Source organism: Enterococcus sp. AZ084 (assembly GCF_051714905.1).
GTDB lineage: Bacteria > Bacillota > Bacilli > Lactobacillales > Enterococcaceae > Enterococcus_B > Enterococcus_B pernyi.
In genome coordinates, this window is sequence record NZ_JBIOSS010000001.1 from 2,704,282 (window position 1) to 2,726,975 (window position 22,694).

Genomic DNA, 22,694 nt, shown 5'->3' on the forward strand with positions numbered 1-22,694 from the left:
CTTAATAACTAGGATAAGGTAAATATGTCTCTTTACCATTTTGCTGATTTTCTTCGACTAAACGTGCGAATTCATGGTTGTCCCATTTCAATTCAAAGACAGCTGAGTCGTCTTCTGCATCTAAAAAATCTAACAAGTCGCTTTGACCTTGTGCTAAAACATCATTCAAGTAGTCAATCAAAGCATCAGCTACAGAACTCGCTAAACCTTTCTTACCTTCATAGGGAATCGCCGCAAGATAATCTTGCTCATCAAATGTTGATTTTTCTGGGTTGAATAACAAGACACCATCTTCAAATTCAATAATATCTTCCTCTGAGACAACACCTTGGGCATCATCTAATTCAAAATGCGCTTGATTTTCTGCAAATAAACGTACCACGATCTCAATCGTATGATTTTTTGTGTCCCAATCTAACGCCACATCATAGTCTGTGATTTTCTTTTCGATGGCTGTATCAAGGTAATCCAATATTGTTGTTTTCTTCATTTTGTTTCCTCCAACCCCAGTCTTCATCGACTTGGTTCTTTTTTTGTAATGAAAGATACGGATTTCCAGCAACGACAAAACGCAATGGTTTTTCCGTCCATTCTCCTTTATTCGGTATGCCTATTCTCGGCAACGCCAAGATTTTTTTAGGTAGCCGTTTTTTCTCAAAAACCAAACGCAACGAGCTATCACGAATCGACTGTCCATATAAATCTGGTGATAGACCTAAGGCTGCCACTAATTTCCCCGGACCATTACTAATATCAGGACCCGCCTTCCCTTTGCGATTCAGACTCATTTGCTCAATCCCCTCTACAGGCTCAATGGCACGGATCATCACTCCTTGTGGTACTCCTTCAGGTTGTGTGATGATATTTAAAATCAAGTGGGTGTGCATCGTGTAGAGATAGATCGTTCCTGGTTCTTCATACATTGCACGCACTCGAGGCGTACGCCGCATACCATAACTGTGAGCAGCCAGATCTTCCGGACCTAGGTAAGCTTCTGCATCTACGATATAGCCACCTAAGCGCCCATTTGGTGTTTCATATTCCAGATACATTCCTAGTAAATCTTTTGCCACTTTTGCCGTTGTTTTATTTAATAAAAGTTCATCTAATTGTTTTTGATTTGTCATTTGCTTCACCACCTTTATCATACACAATATTAGGCAAAGAAGCTATGAAAAAAGCGGGTCAACGAGTTGGCGATTGCCATTGCTGAACTAGAGAAACCTATTTCTAGCTTCTCGCCCTATTCTGACTATTCCTCCGCCTTTTGCGACCCTTTATCCTATGAGATATGTTATAATAAACGAACGAATAATCTAAAGGAGGCAGACTGATGCAACAACCATTAGCCTATCGGATGCGTCCGAAAAATATCGATGAAGTCGTTGGCCAACGCCATTTAGTTGGTGAAGGTAAAATCATTCGCCGCATGGTTGATGCAGAAATGTTATCTTCCATGATTTTATATGGACCACCCGGCACAGGAAAGACAAGTATCGCTAGTGCCATTGCTGGCTCAACTAATTTTGCCTTTCGGATGTTGAATGCCGCGACCGATTCTAAAAAAGATCTACAAGTTGTCGCCGAAGAAGCTAGAATGAGTGGCACTGTGATTCTTTTACTTGATGAAGTCCATCGATTAGATAAAACAAAGCAAGATTTTTTACTTCCGCATTTAGAAAACGGTCGTATCATCTTGATTGGGGCAACCACTGAAAATCCTTATATCACGATTAATCCAGCAATCCGTAGTCGGACACAGATTTTTGAAGTAAAACCGTTAGATGAAGAAGACATTCAAACAGCCATTCATCGTGCACTGTCAGATAAAGAAAATGGCTTAGGAGAATCGTCGATCAAAATAGATGAAAATGCTTTGCTCCATTTGTCTCGTGCCACCAACGGCGATTTAAGAAGCGCACTCAATGGCTTAGAACTTGCTGTACGTTCCACTAAAAAACAAGAAGACGGCACGATCCACCTCACCCTCGCTATTATCGAAGAATGTATCCAGCGAAAAGCATTGACGCATGATAAAAATGGGGATGCTCACTATGATGTGATCTCCGCATTTCAAAAATCCATTCGTGGGAGCGACGTGGATGCTGCATTACACTACTTGGCGCGTTTAGTCGAAGCTGGAGATTTAGCAAGTATTTGTCGTCGCTTGATGGTGATTGGCTACGAGGATATTGGCTTAGGCAACCCTGCTGCTGCGGCTCGAACAGTCAACGCTGTGCTAGCTGCCGAACGTTTAGGTTTACCAGAAGGTCGTATCCCTTTAGCTGATGCAGTCGTCGATCTTTGCCTTTCACCAAAATCCAATTCTGCCTATACCGCATTAGATACAGCTATTGCAGACATAAGAGCAGGAAAGGCAGGCGAAGTTCCTGATCACTTAAAAGATAGCCATTATCAAGGTGCCAAGTCATTGAATCGAGGTGTAGACTATCAATATCCTCATAGCTACGAAAATGCTTGGGTCGATCAACAATATCTACCTGATAAACTGAAACATACACAGTATTATCAACCTAAAAATACAGGTAAGTACGAACAAGCCTTAGGACAGCAATATCAGCGCATCAAAGAATGGCAGAAAAAAACACAATAACGACCGTCATTGAAAGCGTTCAAAATTATTGAGCGCCCACATTGCTCTTTTTAAATCCATGTGCTACTATAGAAGTGGGAAATCTGTGATGTTCGAATTGTCCTCTTTGTGTGTTGACCGAACATTTTTATTGATATCTTGGGACCTGTCTTGTGTCACAGCTGGTAACATGCCTTATCATTTGGTAGTTCGATGCGACGACCATGGGACCCACCTGCTTGAATTCGCGGGATCAATACTACAGGACAAACAACGGCATTAACGGAGATTACCATTTTTTTATCTATTAAGAGGCAGTACCGATTTATCGGTGCTGCCTCTTTTATGGTATGATTGGTTTTAGAAAAAGTAGGAGTGGATACAATGATTCGTTTATTGATGGCGATTGCCGCCTTATTGCTATTATTTGTCAGTTATTACTTATTTAAAAAACAAACGATTTTTTTCGTTCTTATCGAACAGAATAAAAAGAATCAAGATTTTCTAAGTATTTTCGGTTCGATCTACGCGTTTTTAGGACTCTTAGGACTTGTTGTCGTGGCCATCAATCATCGTTTTTTTGCATTACTTTATTTAGTCATCGTAATTGCTGTTGCCTCTGTCTTCAGCATCGGTTTTGCCAAAAAAATGACGAAACCTGACAGTAAATAATTCTCATTTCTACGGATTTGCTTTACAATAGAATTGTAAACCAAGTATCTTTTTTGAAGGAGTGAATGCTGATGTTACAACAATATAGAAAAATCATGGTTGCGGTCGACGGTTCTGAAGAAGCCGAATTAGCGTTTAAAAAAGCAGTAAACGTTGCTTTAAGAAATAACAGCGAGCTTTTATTAGCTCATGTCATTGACACACGATCTTTCCAAACTGTTTCATCCTTTGATGGCATGTTGGCAGAACAAGCAACAGAGATGGCCAAGCAAACACTAGCCGATTATGAGATGAAAGCTAAAAAAGCTGGATTACATCAAGTGACAACTGTGGTAGAATACGGTTCTCCAAAGCATATCATTGCTAAAGAAATCCCTGAAGACCATGAAGTGGACTTGATCCTTTTAGGTGCAACTGGACTCAACGCAGTCGAACGTCTATTTATCGGTTCTGTTTCAGAATACGTTATTCGCAATGCAGCATGTGATGTTCTAGTCGTACGTACAAACTTAGAAAATCAATTACCAAAAAAAGAAGATAAGTAATTATTTCATAAAAAGCATTGAGAAATAAAAATTTCTCAATGCTTTTTATTAGTTAGATTCTGTCTTTGAACGTAGCATGAGCAATCTTTCTTTGCTATCTACTGTGCCTTCTGTAACAGGAGTAATTGATTCATACGACAAAGAATTGGTAATAATCACCATTACCGTATCATCATAACCGGCCTGCTTGAGCTTTTGCTGATCAAATCTTCCCAACAGCTGGCCTTTCTTTACCTTATCTCCTACCTGAAATTCTGTCGAAAACCCTTGACCATTTAATTCAACTGTATCAATACCGATATGGATCAAAATTTCTCCACCAGCATCTGTTTTCAACCCATAGGCATGTTTCGATTCATAAACAACAGTCAGTTCACCATCGGCTGGAGCAAATAAAAGTCCTTCCGTTGGTCTGATTGCTATTCCTTTCCCCATCATTTCTTGAGAAAACACAGGGTCATTTACTGCTTGCAGTGATATCAGTTCACCAGAAACAGGAGCGACGATTACTTCTTCTATCACACGTTCCTCCTCTTCTTTTGCAACACTCGGTACATCTGCTGTTTCCGGTTCTTCACTAGCAAGTAGGTATGCATGTTTTTTCCCATAAAGATATGTTGTAGTGAAACCAACGAGTAAACTGATGAGGATACCTATCATGAAAAAAGGAATCTGATTAGGCGTAATTGAAATAAAGCCGATGACGCTGGCGGGACCTAAAGCAATAGCAAGTACATGGAAAAAACCGATGAACATGGAGGAGATCCCGGCAGCAATCATTCCACAAATAAATGGAAACTTTAATTTTAGATTGACACCAAAAATTGCTGGCTCTGTAATTCCTAGTAAAGCAGAGATGCTAGCAGAAGTTGCTAAACTTTTTTGCTTTGTATTTTTAGTCAATAACATGATGGCAAGTGTGGCTGCACCCTGTCCAACGTTTGCCATTGAAGCAACTGGGAAAATAAATGTTCCTCCCGTTCGAGCCACATCAGCCAATAAAGATGTTTCAATTGCTGGAAAACTTTGATGAAGACCAGTGATCACGATTGGTGAATAGAACAAACCAAAAATCCCTAAGCCGATTGCTCCAGTTGTTTGATACAACCAACTCAACCCTGCTGTTAAGCTGTCTCCGACTGCTTGCATCACTGGACCAACCACAACGAATGTCAAAAAACCTGTAATGATAATTGCTAACATCGGTGTAAATGTATAATCAAATGCATTAAGTAAACGTTTATGGAAAAATTTCTCTAAATTCGCCAAAATCCATGAAACAGCTAAAACTGGTAAGACCGATCCTTGGTAACCTGCTTGAGCAATGTTTAACCCAAAAATATTCCAATAAGGCATTGTTCCTTCTGCCACAGCATTTGCTACGCTGTACCCATTGACCAGCTCCGGCATCACCATCGCCATTGCCATTGCTGCTCCTAGATAAGGATTGCCACCAAATCTTCGCGTTGCTGAAAAACCTACTAGGATCGGAAGAAATGCAAATGGAGCAGAAGCCAGTAAATTAATAATGCTAGTCACATCTTTTAAATTAGGATACATCTCAATCACTGATTGTGGTCCGAATAGATCTTGTGCGGTCAAAACATTATTGATTGCCATCAATAACCCACCTGCGACTAAAGCAGGAACAATTGGTACGAAGATATCAGACAGTACTTTGATCAAGGACATAAAAGGATTCTGTTTCTTCCCTGATTGTGCTACCGCTTTCAAATCGTCAGTCGATGCTTCTTTTGTACCGGTCAGCTGGATAAGTTCGTCGTAAACGTTATTCACATCACCTGCGCCTATAATGATTTGGAATTGATGGTTTGCTTCAAAGGTTCCTTTTACTTCATCAATGGCATCTAGTGCCTTTTGATTCACTTTCGCTTGATCTTTTAATACTAAACGCAAACGAGTTGCACAATGTGCGGCAGCTTGGATATTATTTTCCCCTAGTGCGTCATTGATTTCTTTTGCCACTTTTTTATAATCCACTTTTTGTCCCCCCTATATAATCTAAACATCAATTTTTTTGTAACCGTTATCCTAGCTTGAGTATGCCACGACACTTCACAATTGTCAAACGTTTATCAAAAATAAATCTTATCTTTTATAATAAATAACTAGAGATAATGATGGAACAAACAACAATAATGATATACGTTTGACATTGATGTTGGTTAGAGCTATTCTATAATAGAATACGTTTACAAGGAGTCGTACTTATGAATAATAATTTTAAATGGACACGTCAACTACGTTATCAAGCTTATCAGGCGTGGCCTCAAGAGTATCAAACACTGTTAAAGGAACAAGTAGCTCATTCTCCTTGGCGTTTGGATTACCACATTCAACCACCTTCTGGTTTGTTGAACGACCCAAATGGTTTTTCTTTTTTCAACGGCAAATGGCACTTATTTTACCAAGCTTATCCGATGGGCACTGTTCATGGGTTAAAATCTTGGTACCACTTGACTTCGAAGAATTTAGTCGATTGGCAAGAGGAAGGATTGAAACTTCTACCCAGCACATCATATGATAGTCATGGCGTCTATTCCGGTTCAGCACTTCCGGTTAATGATAAATTATTTTTGGCCTATACAGGCAATGTCCGTGATGAAAATTGGGCACGCACTTCGTATCAGTTGGGTGCATGGATGCAACCTAATGGCGAACTATCCAAATTAACCACCCCACTGATTTCTAAGCCACCTTACGGCTATACACAAGAATTTCGAGATCCTCAAGTGATTTTTTATAAAGACGAATATTTGTTATTGTTGGGTGCACAAAATCAAAATAAACAAGGGGAAATTTTAGTTTACCGTAGTCCCGATCTAGACACTTGGTCTTACGCAGGTCCTTTACAATTTACGCAACAATCGATGGGATTTATGATCGAGTGTCCTAACTTAGTATTCATTGACGGAAAAGCGCTATTGCTCTTTTGTCCACAAGGCTTAGAACAGTCAATTTTGGAGTATCAAAATATATACCCGAATACTTACATCATCGGAGAAGCCTATGACATCGAAACGAATCAACTTACCCAACCTTCAACCCTTAAAAATCTTGACGAAGGCTTTGATCTTTATGCTACTCAAGCATTCAACGCTCCTGATGGTCGTGCCTTAGCAGTTAGTTGGATCGGGTTGCCTGAAATCAGTTATCCGACTGATCCATTTGGCTGGGCCCATTGTTTAAGTATCGTCAAAGAGTTGACGATCGAAAATGGGACACTCCATCAACGTCCTGTAAAAGAAATGAGTCAATTACGGATTGATCCGCCATGTTCTTTGAATCAATCAGTCTCACAGATAAATACCGAGCAAAATCGCTACGAAATCGACTTAGAGTTTAAAGAAAATCAAAGTGGAAAAATTCATTTATGTAGTGATCCCATGGGAAATAACGGATTGATCCTCTCTTTCGATCGCAGGCATGGTAAAATGAAAATAGATCGTAGCTTATCAGGAGAAGTATTTGCAGAAGATTATGGTGTCACAAGAGAATTTACAATTTCACAAGAACCTTTGTCTTTACAAATCTTTGTTGATATCTCTGTAGTCGAAATCTTTATCAATGACGGTAAACAAACGGCTACTGCCCGAATTTTCCCTTCAAGCGAACAGACCACACTCTTGATCGAATGTGACCATGCCTTCTCAGGAACGCTTTGGAAGTTACGTAAAATGAATGAATAGAGGGTAAGTTAAATGGTTGTTAAATTAACCGATGTAGCCAAAAAGGCTGGAGTCTCACCAACCACTGTATCACGTGTCATCAATAACTATGGCTCATTGAGCCAAAAAACAATCGATAAAGTAAATCAAGCAATGAAAGAATTGAATTATCAACCCAATTCATTGGCTCGTTCTCTTCAAGGAAAAAACACCCAATTGATTGGCTTGATTTTTCCTACAGTTGCCAACCCTTTCTTTGGTGAATTAGTCGAACAATTAGAAAGTAAGCTATTTGATTTAGGATACCGTTCAATATTATGCGATAGTGCAAACAATAAAGAAAAAGAACGAAACTACCTCAACATGTTAGCTGCAAACAAAGTAGATGGTATCCTTGCTGGAGCACATAATCTGGGTATCCAAGAATACGAAAATATTGAACTACCCATTGTCTCCTTCGACCGCTATTTAGCAGAAGGCATTCCAATTATCAGTAGTGACAATTTACGTGGTGGATACTTAGCTACCGAAAACCTTTATTTAAAAGGTGCCAGAAACATTGCCATCTTAACTGGCTCCCAAGAATCAAATTCACCGACCAATCAACGATTGAATGGATATTTGGCATTTATGGAAGAATTCCAGTTAGAGCCGCACGTGTTTCATTTTCATTCTACTGCCCGCTCAACTGCTTTAAAAAATTTAGAGATCAAACGGATTTTAGAAATGGAAACAATTGATGCTTTATTTTGTACAGACGATTTAACTGCTATTTTAGCCTATAATCTCTGTCAAGAGTTGCATATTAAAATTCCTGAAGAAATAAAAATCATCGGGTATGATGGAACAAAAATGATTCAAAATTATTTCCCACAGCTCTCGACCATCGCACAACCAATTACAGATATTGCTGACATCTTAGTCGACCTAATGCTCCAACGGATCCAAGATCCAGAAAAACCACTTGAATCCAACTATGTCTTACCAGTGAAATTGATCCAAGGAAGCACGACATAAGATGACCAGCGATTTGAACGAAAGTATATCTTCTATTTTCCTATTACTAGAAGATATACTTTTCTTGGGCGTTGCTTCTAGCTTCGTTCAGCTGATTTAAATTAGGCAAAAAACCAAAAAGAGCTGGACAATGTCCAACTCTTTTTTTAGAACCCTTATGTTAATCTGACTAATTTCTTAGCGTCTTCCAAATTAACGCAAGCGTTCTACATCACGTGCAATCATTAATTCTTCATCTGTTGGGATGACTAATACTTTGACTTTTGAGTCTTTTGTTGAGATGTCTAACTCTTCACCACGTAATTTGTTCAATTCTGGATCGATTTCACAACCAAACCATGTCATACCTTTGATCACTTCGTTACGCACATGACCATCATTTTCTCCGATACCCGCAGTAAATACGATTGCGTCAACGCCGTTCATTGTTGTTACATAGCCACCAATATATTTACGGATACGGTCAACAAACACATCATAAGCCAAACGGATTTCTTCTTTATCGTAATTGTTTTCAAGGTCACGCATATCACTAGATAGATTTGTTAACCCTAAAAGACCAGATTTTTTGTTTAAGATATCAACCATTTCATTGATATCGATCGATAATTTTTCCATTAGATAAGGTAAGATTGCTGGATCGATATCACCAGAACGAGTACCCATGGTTACACCTGCTAATGGCGTGAAGCCCATTGATGTATCAACAGATTTACCACCGTCAACAGCAGTAATTGAAGCACCATTTCCTAAATGACAAGTAATGATTTTTAAGTCTTCGATTGGTTTACCTAACATGTCTGCCGCACGTTCAGAAACATAACGGTGACTTGTTCCGTGGAACCCATATTTTCTCACTTTAAAATCTTCGTAGTAAGCGATTGGTAAGCTGTACAAGTAATTGTGTTTCGGCATAGTCGCATGGAAAGACGTATCAAAGACAGCTACACTTTGGATATCTGGCAAAATTTTCTTAAATGCTTTGATTCCCATTAAGTTGGCAGGATTATGCAATGGCGCAAATTCTGCTAATTCTTGGATGCGTGCCATTACTTCTTCATCAATGACTACAGAGTCACCATAAGTTTCTCCACCGTGAACGACACGATGTCCGACACCTGTGATTTCATCATATGCGCCTAAAATATTTAATTCGATCAATTGATCTAATAACATTTTTACAGCAACTTCATGATCATCAATATCTAAGATTTGTTCAAATTTTTGGCCTTCACCATACTTGATTGTAAAAATCGAATCATTTAATCCAATTCTTTCAACGATTCCTTTAGCGACTACAGTTTCTTCTGGCATTTGGTATAACTGCCATTTTAAACTTGAACTTCCAGCATTGATTGCAATTGTTTTTGACATGTTACTCTCCTTTTTGGTAAATAGTTATAAGGAAGCTGATTTCCAGTTTTTAAATTCGTTAAAAAACTTCGTCACCTTCTCTGGTTCTTTTAGTGAATCAAGTTTAACAAGCAGTACTTCTTTGGTTTGTTTTGCTTGTTTGCCTTTTTTCTGTAAAATCAAAATACTTTTTTGTGATTGCTTATTTCGGAACAAGTCATCCGGCAATTGGATCATACCTTGAAGATAGCCTTCTTCTTTAAACCATTTTTTAATGTACTCGCTTTGCTCTGTCTCCAAGAAATTGCTTGGCATCAAGAACAAACCGAAACCATCTGGCTTGACGTATTTCATTGCCTGTTCCAATAAAAGATGATGAGCATAACTGTGACCTTCTGTCGCGCTTGTCAAAAAGTCTTGCGCTTTTTGATCATTCGGATAAAAGCCGATTGGCAAGTCACTGATAGCGACATCAACTGGTTCGATCAATAAGTCTTGTAATCCATCTTGGTGAAAGTATTGAACACTCGCTTGCGTCAACTCACTTGTAGAAGCCGCGACAGACAGTAGTGTATCATCGATATCCACACCAAAACCTTCTGTATGGTATCCAGCAATGTTTAGGTTTAAAAGAACTGTTAATAACAAATTGCCCATTCCTGCTGAAATATCCAAGACACCGATTTTCTCTTTATGATCAGGGAATAGTTGTTCGATCAAGAAAACAAACAAGAAACCAATACTATCTGGTGTCAATTGATGGTTTGCTTGTAAGTGCTCCGTTTGACTTCCCTTTAACAAAAGCAACTGCGATAAACGACGCCACTCTTCCGGTTCAAATGATAATTCACTCAGTTTTTGATAAAGCTCTGAGATCTGTTGGGTTGTCTTTTCATTTGGTACACCATCTACTACACGTACTTGATAGTTGTCTCTTAAATTTTCGGCATTTTCAACATAAGCTTCTAAAAAAGAAGTTCCCAATGCGTTTTGTAAAAGCTGAATAGCTTCCAGGTTTTGCTCAAACCCTTGTTCCATTTTTTCTGGTAACATCGTGCGCCTCATTTCTAGATATATTATAACAATTATTTTACCTGTTTAATTCTAACGAACAATCGCTAAAATTTCAATCGTTTTCATCCTTTTTCTTTGTGAAATAGCGAACATTCAACACCTTCAAAACAGCTGTATTACAGAAAAGAACGGTTATTGCTTTGGAACCTCTTAATCTGTAGTATTATCTGTATCAATGACTCGCTCTGTAAATTCAAATTGGAAAGGTGAAACAGTTATTACTAGCTCCACTAGGTCCTGTTTGACTGTATACTGGACCGTGCCTACATTGTAATCATACTCCCCTTTGCCTTGCTCTTCCAACTGATTGGATTCCATCATAAACATTTGCTTGATGATCTTTGCTTGGTAATATTTTTTGATGCGTAAATAACTGTCTATTTTTAGACGATAACTTTCAAGTAATCCTTGCATGAAGAATATACATAATAGAAAAAGAGCCAAGGTCGAAAACAACACATTTCCTTTTAACCGCTTATGTTTTTTGCTTTGTCCAAATACCATACTTGTTATCTCCATTCATAAATTCAACATGCAGTAAAATCACTTGATCTTCTTCTTTGAATTGGACACGCTTAACACCTGTCAGCATAGGCTGATGGCCACCAGCAGTTCCACGTTTTCTGATCATTTGCTGATAGCCTTCTATGACGAACGTTTTCTCGTTTTCATAATATAAGCGATTCTCAATGATCGAAATACGTTGACTTGAAGCAAGTTCGTTTTCGAATTGAGCTAAGAAAATTAACCATTCTGTTTGTTCGTCTTTTTGAAAAAATGTATTCAACTTTTCGCTTTGTCGAATAAAGAGACCAAATGATAAAAGAATCGTATTTAGAATAAGTAATGCAATCAGACATTCAATCATTGTAAAAGCAGATACTTTATTTCTTCCGTTCAATAGCGATCACTTCATTTCCATCATTGATTGAAACTTTTCTTATTCTCTGGCTTTGCGTATCGATTACTGTAGTTCCCCGCTCCCACTCTACTGGTCTTGTCGGCAACTCTCCATATCTACGATAGTTTCTCACGTCTTCATACAATGTCCTCAATAGAAGAATTTCTCGGTCTTTAGTTTGTTCTTGTTGGATCAAGAACAAATTACCAGAACTCATAATATAAATACTCATGGCTGTGATCATTAGCGCGGTTAATGATTCAAGCAGTACAAAGCTAGCTAGATTGGATTCTTTTGATATAACGACCACCGCCTAGTTGGAATTGGTAAATGATTCTTTGTTTCTTTTCTGGCCAATAAAATTCATACGCCTTCAACGAGCTTTCGTTCCCTGTCTTCGCAGCATAAGTAATCGGTGCATGACGTTGGATGGTCAAAGCTTCAGGGATCGGCAATACTTGCCACTCCATTGATGAGTAAGGAGGCACCTCAAATAAAAGACTATGGCACTTTGGATCATAATAAAAACGAGTAGCTTGTTGATGGATAATAGCACTTTGTTGTACGAGATCGATCCTTTTTTCTAGCTGATCAAAAAAACGATGGATCGATTGTTCTTTTTCTAAAGAATGGAATGAGAGGACAGGAAAGATAAAGAAAGCAAGGGAGACAATCAAGACAATGATCGTTTCTGCTAAAGTGTAAGCTTCGGTGAGGTATTTATTAGTTCTTGCGATATGCATCGGCATGTTCCTGTTTGATGTATCCTTCTCGTAATAGCTCATCAATACTTGGGATCTTTCCATCATTTTGTAATGCGTAAAGTTCACTTTGAGCATCAATCAGTTGCATAACTGCTTCACGACCTTCCTTATTGACATGATCACGATAACGAGAAATATTGGGGATAAATAGTAAAACTAACGCACTAATGACGAGTAAGACGATCAACATTTCAATCAGTGTAAAACCTTTTAGACGAGCCATTCTTTTTCTATTCTTCATTTTAGAACCTCCTCGATATTTCCATATACTGGCAACAAGATAGCCGCATAAATCAGCAAAATCAATACAGCAATTCCTAAGAAAAGGACTGGTTGGACCCAGTGCAACCAACGATGGATCTTTTGAAAAAATTCTTTACGTGTCAAATCACTGTAAAACAATAATTCTTTGCCTAAACTTCCTTTGGCTTCTCCTTGCAGTACGATTCGACTAAACTCGGTCGTCAAAAAACCGTATTGCTCAAATTGTTGCGCCAAAGGAATACCTAGTTCGAGTCCTTCCATTAATTGATACGCTAAAGACTGAACCAAACTTCCTTCTTTAGTTTCTTTCAAACAGCGAATAATTTGTTTCAAGTCGAGGCCTTCATAAAATAGTTTGCCTATTTCTAGTGCTAGATAAGCTGATTGATAGGAACGATAGATCTTTCCTATCATCCATTGCTTACTGATCCACTCACTTCTCTTGACAACTTCCCACTTTTTCAAGCGAAAAAAAATCATTGAACCACAAAAAATACTACTACCAACGGCACCTAAGAATAGCCAATGACTTGTTTGAAGCAATCGAATCCCCCAATGTGTCGTGGTGACCATGTCGGTCTGAAGCAATTGTGGCAAGACGAGCTCACGTAGACTGACTAAAATGCCGACTAAAAAGACCAACAATACCAGTGGATAGCTGATGACCTTTTTTAATTCTCTTCGAAATTGTTCAATCAATTGAAATTGTTCAGCGATGCCCTTTAAAGTTTCGACTAAATTTCCATGGACTTCTGCCAGTTCCACCTGTACGAGTTGCTCTTGCTTAAATCCCAATTGCTGAAGGACAAAATGAAAAGATTCGCCAGCTTGAAGATTTCTTTTAGCGAAATGGACATAAACTTGTGGTATCAGTTGCAGTAATTCCAATAAATCAATTGCTTGCTGTAAACTAAAGCCATTCAAGAGTAACTCACCGATCGTTTGGATAAAACGAGTTTGTTGTTTGTGATCCATCTTTTTAAAATGGATAGGATTGCCAAACATTTTTTTGTGCCTCTTCATAGCTAGCTCTCCATTCTTTTCTTTCGATTTCATTGTCAGAAAAACAATAAGACCACAATGCCGTCAGTTGTTCATTAAAATCAGGCAGCAACTCTTGATAGATAACGCCGGACAAACATTCGTCAAATCCATCGTTTCTCGTTAGTTCTTTCATCCTTGCCACAGTCCCCTTGAAATCTCGTGCATGGACGGTAGCAAATACACGATGGCCCGTCAACGCTGCCCGAATCGCTGCATCTGCTGTCTTTTTATCTCTGATTTCACCGACAATCAATAAATCAGGACGATGACGTAAGGCTAGTTTTAATAGCTGATCATAAGTCTGATCGATTTTTTCATTGACTTGCAACTGTAAAAACAATGGCTCTTCAATTTCTACTGGGTCCTCGATCGTGATTACTTGTTCCTCATTCCTACGAGCAAGGTGATACATCAAGGACGTTTTACCAGAACCGACCGGCCCACTAAACAAAAACAATCCACGGTTGTTCGTACTCCGCTCAATAACTTGCAAGTCTTTGGGGACAAAACAGCGAAAACTTTTTTCACTCAACGCATAGAGTATTCGGATGACTAAGCTCTCTCTTTGTAAATAATCACCTACGGACGAGAGTCTTAACCTTATCATTCGTTGATCCACTAAATAAGTCAGTGAGCCTAGTTGTGCTTTTCTTCTTTCACCGATATCCATTTGTCCCAGGTACTTAAAACTAGCGATCAATTGTTGTCCAATCTCAAGGGAGATCGATTTTTGGAATGTTCGTCTTTTACCTGTACGAAAATAAACCTTAAAATCTTCTACATATGGCAAAATATAGATATCTTGCACTTTATTTTTAGCTCCTCCATAAATGATCTCATTTGCTAAATCTTTTATCTTCATTTCTTTGCCCTCCAAGAAAATATACGTCTTTTTAAGATGAATCGTTTATTTTTACAAAATTTAATGAAAATCATAGGTTAAATCCGAATTTATGTTATACTAGTAAAAATTTATTTGGGGAGGTTTCAGAGTGGATTCGCACTTAAACAAACACATTGCAGTTGCAGGAAAAAAACAACCCGCTGATTTAGTTATCAAACATGCAAAAATCGTCAACGTCTTTACGAAAACAATCATGGAGGGTGATGTCGCTGTCTGCGACGGAAGAATCGTAGGTATTGGGGAATACGAAGGTACGACTATCTATGATGCAAAAGGACAGTATTTAGTTCCTGGTCTGATCGATGGTCATGTGCATATCGAAAGTTCTCTGTTAGCACCTAAAGAGTTTGCGAAAATCTCTCTATTACATGGTGTGACAACAGTAGTAACTGACCCTCACGAAATCGGAAATGTAGCTGGAAGTTTGGGTCTTGAATTTATGTTAGCAGATGCGAAAGAAACGCCGATGAATATATTTATCATGCTGCCTTCTTGTGTACCTGTCACACCATTTGAAACAAGTGGCGCTGTCTTAGATGCAAAAGCACTTGCTCCTTTTCTTGAGTATCCTGAAGTACTTGGTCTAGCTGAAGTAATGAACTATCAGGCAGTCGCTTCAAATGAGCAAACGATTATCGATAAATTACAGCTGATGCATCAAAAGAACAAAAAAATCGATGGCCACGCCGCAGGAATCAACGGGGACGACTTAAACGTTTATTTAACTGCGGGCATTCGTACAGACCACGAAGCAACGACCGCCCAAGAAGCGGAGGAACGTTTAGCGCTAGGTATGTATTTGATGGTTCGAGAAGGAACCGTCGCGAAAGATCTACAGGCACTCTTACCTGCTATCACACCTGACAATTCACGTCGCTGTTTATTCGTGACCGATGATAAATTGATCGATGATCTTGTAGCAGAAGGTTCCATCGATCACATTGTTCGCCAAGCAATCTTGGCGGGGATGGCCCCACTACAAGCGATCCAGATGGCTTCATTAAATGCAGCAGAATGCTTTGGCTTACAACATTTAGGGGCAGTAGCGCCAGGCTATCAGGCAGACTTTTTCTTAACAGATGACTTGAATAAGTTGCCGATCAATACCGTATTCCATCAAGGTAAAACGGTTGTTCTAGATGGACAGTTGGTTCCTGATCTTACAGAAGCAAAAAATCAGCCAGCCATCGATGTGTTACCGAAAATGGCGGTTGCACCATTTGGTCCACACTCTTTGGAACTAGCTTTATCTTCAACAACCGCTCATGTCATCGAGATCATTCCAAATAGTTTACTGACAAATGATTTATTGGAGCAAGTCCAAGTCGAGAACGGTTCTTTCACTCCTTCAGTGGCAGATGATCAACTAAAGATTGCTGTCATCGAACGACATCATGCTACAGGAAATATTGGTCTAGGAATTGTCAAAGGATTCCAACTAAAAAGGGGGGCCTTAGCTACTACGGTGGCTCACGATTCACATAATATCGTCGTTGTAGGAACAAATGATGAAGATATGTGCTACGCTGCTGAACAATTAATCCAAAAAGGCGGCGGGATGATTGTTGTAGATCAACAAACTGAATTAGCTTGTTTACCATTACCTATTGGCGGTTTGATGTCACTTGAATCTTATGAAACAGTTAATCAGCAATTACTGAACTTGACTGACCAAGCGCATCATTTAGGCGCAAGTGAAGCATTCGATCCATTCTTGACACTTTCATTTCTAACATTATCAGTTATTCCTGAATTGAAAATCACTGATATGGGGCTCTTCTCTTTTTCAAAATTTGATTTGATCCCAGTCTGTGATCAACAAGACTAAAAAAATAAAAAAGAAGAGACAAGAACTTACAGTTCCTACTCTCTTCTTTTTTCTATTTGGTTTTGTCCACAAACTGTGCTTCCACACGATAGATCCGTTGTCCTCGAGAAGAAAACTTCTCTTCATATTCTGTCATGATATTGTCTTCAAAATCACTTTGATGTAAATCAAGCCAGACTTTTTTTAGACGCATCCCGTATTGTGAAAAGCTAGCCAACGAATATTCAAACAATCCTTGATTATCTGTTTTGAAATGAATTTCGCCATTTGGTTTTAGGATCTCTTCGTCAACAGCTAAAAATGTACGATACGTCAAGCGCCGTTTTTCATGTCTCTTTTTAGGCCATGGGTCTGAAAAATTCAAATAAATCTGATCGATCTCACTCTCTGAAAAGTACTCAGTCAAAGCGGAACCATCTACATGCAATAATCTTAAATTAGGCAGTGGTTCTTCCAATACTTTGTCTAAAGCAATGGATACGACACTCACTTGCATTTCGATCCCGATATAATTGATTTCTGGATGAGCTTTGGCCATCCCAGTAATAAACTGTCCTTTTCCCATGCCGATCTCAATATGGATTGGTTGATCATTACCAAATAATTCTTTCCATTTTCCACGCCATTTTGTTGGCTCACTGATGACGATCTCTGGATGAGCGGCTAGCATTTCTGCTGCATTTGGTCGGTTGCGAACACGCATCTTTTTCTTCCTCTCTATTCCTATAAAAGATTGTTCCTTGTATTTCACTGAATTTATTGTACACCGCTATTGGTATTACCCCTAAAAATAAAAAAATCAACTGAATATCCGAGCTTAACCACTAAAAATTCGTTTGAGTTGTAAAATCTCTTCATTCATTCGTCGATAATCTTCACGTTTGCAGTAGCGTGTGATTTCTTGTAATAGGTTCATCACCGCATACCAATGTAGTTTTTCTAAAATTTCATCTGTTGGTCGGATACCGTAGCTGATCAACCACTGATTCCAACTAGACAATGGCACGTAATTTCCTAAAATAGTCGCGATATCTACCGCTGGATCAGCGAACATGATTGAATCCCAATCAACTAAATATAAATAATTTTTACAGACTAACCAATTCCGATGATTGACATCTCCATGCACGACCGCTAATTTTTCCTTGTCTACCGAAGGAACTTGTTGGCACAAATAGCGATAAACGAGTTGCAAAAATTGATTGTTTTTTAAGCTATCGGGTAAATCTTGTTCATAATATTGGAGCATTTTTTGAGGGGTCATTACCCTACCACCGATTCGAGATAGCATCGTTTTTAAAGATGTCGAATGATGTAGATGATACAGTACATCAATGACATCATTTCTTTGACCAATCTCACTAGGCGTCAACAAGCGGCCTTCCAGCCATTCTTGTGCGGTCAAGGTATCGCCATCTCCTGTTCGCTTAGTCCACACTAATTTAGGCGTAATGCCTTCACGAGAGAGTGCAGCGAGCATTGGCGTTGTGTTCCTCTTGATAAAAACTTTGTCTTTATCACGCATGCCTATGTATGTTTTTCCTGTGTCACCTTTGATGGGGCGTAACCGCCACTCTTGGTCTAACTGAAACTCCATCGCGCATTCTCCCGTCCTCTACTATATGTTTGCAGTATCTATTATTCTAGTCGCCCAAGTCTTGAACGTCAAGCACATATACGTTCTTTTTCTATGTTTTGCCTTCTAAAAAACCAACTTTTATCAAAATAAAAAAAGTCCCTAGTGATTTCTTCCTATTCATAAGGTTTAGTGCATCCTTTTTTGACCATGAAAAAGAATAGGAAAGTTCGAAAAAACATAAAGTAATTTCGGACTTCCCCACAATTCTTGTGATCTATTCTCGTAAAATAATAAAATTTTTCTGTTTGATTTCTCAAGGCTACTCCGCAATCTTCTTGATCCGCGATGGCACGTACCATTTGATCAAGAGTCCGTTGACAACAAGATAGACCAAGATAGGTAGCCATCTCTCATTTCCATCAAGAACAACAGCAGCAATCACTCCAAATAAAACAGCAACAAAAGTCAATAACCACGTCAAAAGACGTTGGAGCGCTCCACTTTTTTGACTCTCTGGGATAGGATACAATTGGACCAAGATCATATAGCGAAACTGACTGTATAACGGTAATAACTGAAAGCCAATCAAATATAGAAATAATGAACCAATACCTAAAGTAAAGTATAGATCGTTGATTCCGGCGATAATAATCGAGCCGATCACTGTCAAACGTACATACAAGCCAATAAAATCTGACCCTCTAGCAAAACGTCGAGCAAACAAATAAAGATACGTGTTTTTCGTTTCTTTCTTGATTCCTTGTAACACAGGATCAAGATAACGGCGTCTTTTGACTTTCGCGGTGATCTCCGGCACATCTGTAAACAAATTGATGAACTGATAGATTTGGTGCAAACGTTGTTTTTCTAATTGGATCATTTTTTCCCAGTCTAAATGAGCGGACAGATTTCTCCATAAGAACCAATAATAGATCCCCGCTTGAACTGATGAAAGAATCAGTCCCAACCAAATATTCCCATAAAAAGAGAGAAGTAAGATACCAAATGACGAGACCCACCAGCCATATTTAAAAAGATTTTTACGTGTTTCTTCCAAACGATAAAAATCTGTTCGTTTCAGCTGTAAATGACTAGATTTCAAACTCCATAGTATAAGTAAATAAACAAAAAACAGCGAAAATGGTTGTTGCGTTGAAACAACGACTAACGGCATCGCAAATCCGCACACTAATCCTAGAAAAACCATCGGGAAAAGACAAGAATAACGAAAAGCTCGTTGCAAGTATCCTTTCATCTCGTTTTCTTTTGGTAGAAGAAAAACTAAATCTGCTGGTTCCGCAAAAGTTGCGATTTTCCCAACGGCCAAGCAAATCAACCAAATCAACGAGACGACGATACCTCCAAGCGAAAAAGGAGCCTCCAGTGTTTTTAGCCAGTTAGAATAATAAAGTCCTAGCCCCCCAATCAAAAACAAACAGACTAATACAAAATGATCGTTGAATACATAGCGTAAGTATTTCATCATTTTTTTATGATGTTTTGCTAGTCTTTTTTGAAAAAAATCATTCATAACCTTGCTCCTTCGTCAACGCGATGTAGATTTCATCTAAGGATGCTTCTGGCATTCTAAAAGCAGTTTGCAACTCTTCTAACGTTCCATCTGCTCTGATCTCTCCTTCATGAAGAACGACAAAACGGTCACAATATTTTTCAGCAGTGGCTAAAATATGCGTAGACATCAAAATACCAGACCCTTCATTTTTCATCTCGACCATTAATTCCAACAAGGCATTGATTGCTAACGGATCTAGCCCTAGAAAAGGTTCATCAATGATATACAAAGATGGTTCAATCAAAAAAGCACACAAAATCATGACTTTTTGTTTCATTCCTTTTGAAAAATTCGCTGGAAACCACTCTAACCGATTGGACAAACGAAATGTGTGTAACAACTTTTCTGCCCGTTTCATCGCGATATCCATTGGAATGTTATAAGCCATCGCCGTTACTTCAATGTGTTCTTTTAAAGTAAGTTCTTCATATAATGAAGGTGTTTCTGGAATATAACCAATTTGTTTACGGTAATTTTCTACATCCTTTTTAAGGGATAATTGATTGATCTCTATTTTGCCTTTCGTTGGTTCAAGCAAGCCGATAATATGCTTGATCGTGGTACTTTTCCCTGCTCCATTCAAACCAATCAACCCAACCATTTCTCCAGGCTGAACGTTAAAACTGATATCTTTCAAAACAGGTAAATGACCATAGCCTCCTGTTACATGTTCGATTTTTAAACTCATATTTCTTCCTCCGTTAATATACTGTCTTCATTATACCACGAAGCAAATCACCTCCAATTATTTTTTACGTGCATTCTCATGAACTTATGTTAAAGTTGAGGTAACGAAACTTGAATAGAAGAAAGGTGTTTTTATATGGACAATTGTATTTTTTGTAAAATCATCAAGCAAGAGATCCCTAGCTATAAAATCTATGAAGACGAGAAAATCTATGCGTTCTTAGATATCTCTCAATCAACCAAAGGTCATACATTGATTATTCCTAAAGAACACGTAACTGATATCTTTGAATATAACGAAGAATTAGCCAGTGATGTCTTTGCTCGCATCCCCAAAATTGCTCGTTCTATTGAAAAAGCATTTCCGGAAATGGAAGGGTTAAATATTATCAATAATAACCGAGAACTAGCCTATCAAACCGTTTTTCATTCCCATTTCCATTTAGTTCCGCGTTATAGCAAAAAAGATGACTTCTCCATTCACTTTGGAAATCATCAAGCAGATTATACAGCGGAAGAAATGACGGCTATCCAAGAAAAAATCAAAGAGCAGGTGACAGTTCATGGTTAAAAATTTTCTAAAAGGATTAGTATTCGGTGCTGTTACTGGTGCAGCAGCGGGACTATTATTTGCCCCACGCAGTGGAAATGAGACCAGAAAGAAATTGATTGCAGAATTAGATGAAGCAACTGAATTGACCAACGAGTTAAATAACAGCTTGAATCATTTTAAGCAGGCGTTATCTGAAACAAAAAGAACAGCTGAAACTGTTATTCCATCTTTTCAAGAATCAATCGAAAAAGACATTGAAAATTTCAAATTCCAAGCAGAACCACGAGTTACACAAATCCAAGAGCAAGTGGAAAAACTTTCGGCACATTTACCTGAAGCCTTGACAGACGTGCAATAATGACGCAAAAACAAGCACTTTTGATATCTATGTGTCTTTTTCATGTACCAAGTTGAGTGGAATGTGACAAAAATTTGAATTTTGTTTGAAACTATCAGTTAGAACGTTTTTATTCGCTCATAGATATGGTATAGTAATATTTGTGAAAACCAATAATAAATTACAGGAGTGCAAAACTTAAATGAAAAAGAAAAAAATAATTTTAGCTGCGACAAGTGCGTTAGCTATTCTAACACTAGCAGCTTGTTCTGGTGGCGGGGATACAAATAAGGATATCGTAACCATGAAAGGCGGTACAATCACCGTCGCTGATTTTTATGAAAAAGCAAAATCTGAATCAGCAAACCAACAATTACTTCAACAAATGGTCATCTATGATGTATTCAATAGCAAATACAACGATAAAGTTTCAGATAAAGAAGTAGATGCTGAATATAATAAAACAAAAGAAACTTATGGTGACAGCTTCGAAACACAATTAGAATCTGCTGGATTTACAGAAGAAAGCTACAAAGAATTCCTTCGTAATAATCTTGTCTTTAAAGCTGGGATCGAATCTCATGTGAAATTGACAGATGAAGACTTGAAGAAAACTTGGGAAACATTCCATCCAGAAGTAGAAGCACAAATCATCAAAGTTGCTAGTGAAGACGAAGCAAAAGAAGTTAAGAAATCAGCTGATGACGGCAAAGATTTCGAAGAACTAGCAAAAGAAAAATCAACAGATACAACTAAAGACGATGGTGGTAATATCAAGTTTGACTCAGAAACACAAACTGTTCCATCTGAAGTAAAAGAAGCAGCTTTCAAACTTAAAGACGGTGAGATCTCAGATGTGATCACTGCAACAAATCCTTCTACTTATGCAACAGAATACTATGTCGTTAAAATGGTGAAAAACCAAGATAAAGGAAACGACATGGATAAATTCAAAGATCAATTAGAAGAAATTGCGACTCAAGCAAAAGTAAATGACAGCGAATTTACAACAAAAGTAATCGGTGAAGAACTAAAAGAAGCGAATGTAAAAATCAAAGATGACGCATTCCAAAACATCTTGACACCATTTACTTCAGCTACGACAAGTACATCTTCAACTGAAGACTCAGCAACAGAAAGCTCAGAAACAAAGACTTCTGAAACAAAATCAACTGATTCTACTGAAGCATCTGAAACAGAGCAAAGTACGACTGAATCAACAAACGAATAAGCACTATACGCGCGTCTAGGCATTTAAAAATGAATGCTAGAGAAAGTATTAAAAAAGTGGTTTAGGATGATAAAACTCATCCTAAA

Annotated in this window: 25 protein-coding genes and 1 other RNA gene; 10 read left to right on the forward strand and 16 right to left on the reverse strand. The window is 38.3% G+C overall.

Annotated elements, in window-relative coordinates:
• Position 1 precedes the first annotated feature (1 nt).
• Entirely contained in the window at positions 2–490 is a 489-nt protein-coding gene (locus IGI79_RS12225; protein WP_104872321.1) for a DUF3013 family protein, read from the reverse strand.
• The gene (locus IGI79_RS12230; protein ID WP_195273356.1) at positions 459–1,127 is read right to left on the reverse strand and encodes a DNA-3-methyladenine glycosylase; all 669 of its coding nucleotides are present in this window, start codon (positions 1,125–1,127) and stop codon (positions 459–461) included. Before IGI79_RS12230 ends, IGI79_RS12225 begins: the two co-directional genes overlap by 32 nt.
• Before the next feature lie 206 nt (positions 1,128–1,333).
• On the opposite strand from IGI79_RS12230, the gene IGI79_RS12235 reads away from it, so the two are divergent.
• From IGI79_RS12235 to IGI79_RS12250, 4 genes are all read left to right on the forward strand, one after another.
• Positions 1,334–2,614, forward strand: a complete 1,281-nt coding sequence (locus IGI79_RS12235; RefSeq protein ID WP_104872319.1) for a replication-associated recombination protein A — start codon at positions 1,334–1,336, stop codon at positions 2,612–2,614.
• 77 nt (positions 2,615–2,691) lie between these two features.
• A non-coding RNA gene (ssrS, locus tag IGI79_RS12240) (6S RNA) lies at positions 2,692–2,886 on the forward strand.
• A gap of 91 nt (positions 2,887–2,977) precedes the next feature.
• Entirely contained in the window at positions 2,978–3,265 is a 288-nt protein-coding gene (locus IGI79_RS12245) for a hypothetical protein (protein WP_010734216.1), read from the forward strand.
• 71 nt (positions 3,266–3,336) lie between these two features.
• Positions 3,337–3,810 (forward strand): universal stress protein, encoded by a 474-nt coding sequence (locus IGI79_RS12250; RefSeq protein WP_010734215.1) that lies wholly within the window; start codon positions 3,337–3,339, stop codon positions 3,808–3,810.
• A gap of 48 nt (positions 3,811–3,858) precedes the next feature.
• On the opposite strand, the gene IGI79_RS12255 is transcribed toward IGI79_RS12250, so the two are convergent.
• Positions 3,859–5,811 (reverse strand): sucrose-specific PTS transporter subunit IIBC, encoded by a 1,953-nt coding sequence (locus IGI79_RS12255; RefSeq protein ID WP_104776317.1) that lies wholly within the window; start codon positions 5,809–5,811, stop codon positions 3,859–3,861.
• Positions 5,812–6,041: 230 nt separating this feature from the next.
• Here IGI79_RS12255 and IGI79_RS12260 point away from each other — a divergent pair, with 230 nt between their 5' ends.
• Together IGI79_RS12260 and IGI79_RS12265 are read left to right on the forward strand one after the other, a co-directional pair.
• Positions 6,042–7,520, forward strand: a complete 1,479-nt coding sequence (locus IGI79_RS12260) for a sucrose-6-phosphate hydrolase (RefSeq protein ID WP_195274490.1) — start codon at positions 6,042–6,044, stop codon at positions 7,518–7,520.
• 12 nt (positions 7,521–7,532) lie between these two features.
• Positions 7,533–8,516 (forward strand): LacI family DNA-binding transcriptional regulator, encoded by a 984-nt coding sequence (locus IGI79_RS12265; protein WP_071867717.1) that lies wholly within the window; start codon positions 7,533–7,535, stop codon positions 8,514–8,516.
• A gap of 192 nt (positions 8,517–8,708) precedes the next feature.
• Here the strand turns inward: IGI79_RS12265 and IGI79_RS12270 are convergent, their stop codons facing one another.
• From IGI79_RS12270 to comGA, 9 genes are all read right to left on the reverse strand, one after another.
• Complete coding sequence (locus IGI79_RS12270) at positions 8,709–9,890, reverse strand: acetate/propionate family kinase (protein ID WP_062806107.1); 1,182 nt, start codon at positions 9,888–9,890, stop codon at positions 8,709–8,711.
• Positions 9,891–9,914: 24 nt separating this feature from the next.
• Positions 9,915–10,922, reverse strand: a complete 1,008-nt coding sequence (locus IGI79_RS12275; protein WP_195274492.1) for a class I SAM-dependent methyltransferase — start codon at positions 10,920–10,922, stop codon at positions 9,915–9,917.
• Positions 10,923–11,093: 171 nt separating this feature from the next.
• Positions 11,094–11,447, reverse strand: a complete 354-nt coding sequence (gene comGG / locus IGI79_RS12280; RefSeq protein WP_195274493.1) for a competence type IV pilus minor pilin ComGG — start codon at positions 11,445–11,447, stop codon at positions 11,094–11,096.
• On the reverse strand, positions 11,419–11,844 hold the full coding sequence (gene comGF / locus IGI79_RS12285; protein ID WP_267472076.1) for a competence type IV pilus minor pilin ComGF: 426 nt from the start codon (positions 11,842–11,844) through the stop codon (positions 11,419–11,421). Before comGF ends, comGG begins: the two co-directional genes overlap by 29 nt.
• The gene (locus IGI79_RS12290) at positions 11,828–12,061 is read right to left on the reverse strand and encodes a hypothetical protein (protein ID WP_065096628.1); all 234 of its coding nucleotides are present in this window, start codon (positions 12,059–12,061) and stop codon (positions 11,828–11,830) included. Before IGI79_RS12290 ends, comGF begins: the two co-directional genes overlap by 17 nt.
• Positions 12,062–12,119: 58 nt before the next feature.
• Entirely contained in the window at positions 12,120–12,587 is a 468-nt protein-coding gene (gene comGD, locus IGI79_RS12295; RefSeq protein ID WP_081277458.1) for a competence type IV pilus minor pilin ComGD, read from the reverse strand.
• Positions 12,568–12,849: a competence type IV pilus major pilin ComGC gene (gene comGC / locus IGI79_RS12300; protein WP_010734198.1), complete on the reverse strand. Its 282-nt coding sequence runs from the start codon at positions 12,847–12,849 to the stop codon at positions 12,568–12,570. The genes comGD and comGC overlap by 20 nt, the downstream gene beginning before the upstream one ends.
• Positions 12,846–13,895, reverse strand: a complete 1,050-nt coding sequence (gene comGB / locus IGI79_RS12305) for a competence type IV pilus assembly protein ComGB (RefSeq protein WP_065096626.1) — start codon at positions 13,893–13,895, stop codon at positions 12,846–12,848. Before comGB ends, comGC begins: the two co-directional genes overlap by 4 nt.
• Positions 13,852–14,778, reverse strand: a complete 927-nt coding sequence (gene comGA / locus IGI79_RS12310) for a competence type IV pilus ATPase ComGA (protein ID WP_065096625.1) — start codon at positions 14,776–14,778, stop codon at positions 13,852–13,854. The genes comGB and comGA overlap by 44 nt, the downstream gene beginning before the upstream one ends.
• Positions 14,779–14,908: 130 nt before the next feature.
• Here comGA and ade point away from each other — a divergent pair, with 130 nt between their 5' ends.
• Positions 14,909–16,648 (forward strand): adenine deaminase, encoded by a 1,740-nt coding sequence (gene ade, locus IGI79_RS12315; protein ID WP_195274495.1) that lies wholly within the window; start codon positions 14,909–14,911, stop codon positions 16,646–16,648.
• 52 nt (positions 16,649–16,700) lie between these two features.
• Here the strand turns inward: ade and trmB are convergent, their stop codons facing one another.
• The 4 genes from trmB to IGI79_RS12335 form a co-directional block, all read right to left on the reverse strand.
• Positions 16,701–17,351: a tRNA (guanosine(46)-N7)-methyltransferase TrmB gene (trmB, locus tag IGI79_RS12320; protein WP_065096623.1), complete on the reverse strand. Its 651-nt coding sequence runs from the start codon at positions 17,349–17,351 to the stop codon at positions 16,701–16,703.
• A 114-nt stretch (positions 17,352–17,465) separates the two neighbouring features.
• The gene (locus tag IGI79_RS12325; protein WP_019722623.1) at positions 17,466–18,245 is read right to left on the reverse strand and encodes a phosphotransferase family protein; all 780 of its coding nucleotides are present in this window, start codon (positions 18,243–18,245) and stop codon (positions 17,466–17,468) included.
• 301 nt (positions 18,246–18,546) lie between these two features.
• Complete coding sequence (locus tag IGI79_RS12330; protein ID WP_065096622.1) at positions 18,547–19,758, reverse strand: ABC transporter permease; 1,212 nt, start codon at positions 19,756–19,758, stop codon at positions 18,547–18,549.
• Positions 19,751–20,488, reverse strand: coding sequence for an ABC transporter ATP-binding protein (locus tag IGI79_RS12335; RefSeq protein WP_065096621.1), 738 nt, complete (start codon positions 20,486–20,488; stop codon positions 19,751–19,753). The genes IGI79_RS12330 and IGI79_RS12335 overlap by 8 nt, the downstream gene beginning before the upstream one ends.
• A gap of 135 nt (positions 20,489–20,623) precedes the next feature.
• Between IGI79_RS12335 and IGI79_RS12340 the strand changes: the two genes are divergently transcribed.
• The 3 genes from IGI79_RS12340 to IGI79_RS12350 all read left to right on the forward strand — a co-directional run bounded on the left by IGI79_RS12340 (position 20,624) and on the right by IGI79_RS12350 (position 22,608).
• On the forward strand, positions 20,624–21,058 hold the full coding sequence (locus IGI79_RS12340; protein ID WP_065096620.1) for an HIT family protein: 435 nt from the start codon (positions 20,624–20,626) through the stop codon (positions 21,056–21,058).
• Entirely contained in the window at positions 21,051–21,398 is a 348-nt protein-coding gene (locus IGI79_RS12345) for a YtxH domain-containing protein (RefSeq protein WP_438846034.1), read from the forward strand. The genes IGI79_RS12340 and IGI79_RS12345 overlap by 8 nt, the downstream gene beginning before the upstream one ends.
• Positions 21,399–21,579: 181 nt before the next feature.
• Positions 21,580–22,608 carry a peptidylprolyl isomerase gene (locus tag IGI79_RS12350; protein ID WP_065096618.1) on the forward strand — a complete coding sequence of 343 codons (1,029 nt, stop codon included), beginning with the start codon at positions 21,580–21,582 and terminating at the stop codon, positions 22,606–22,608.
• The last annotated feature ends 86 nt before the right edge of the window (positions 22,609–22,694 follow it).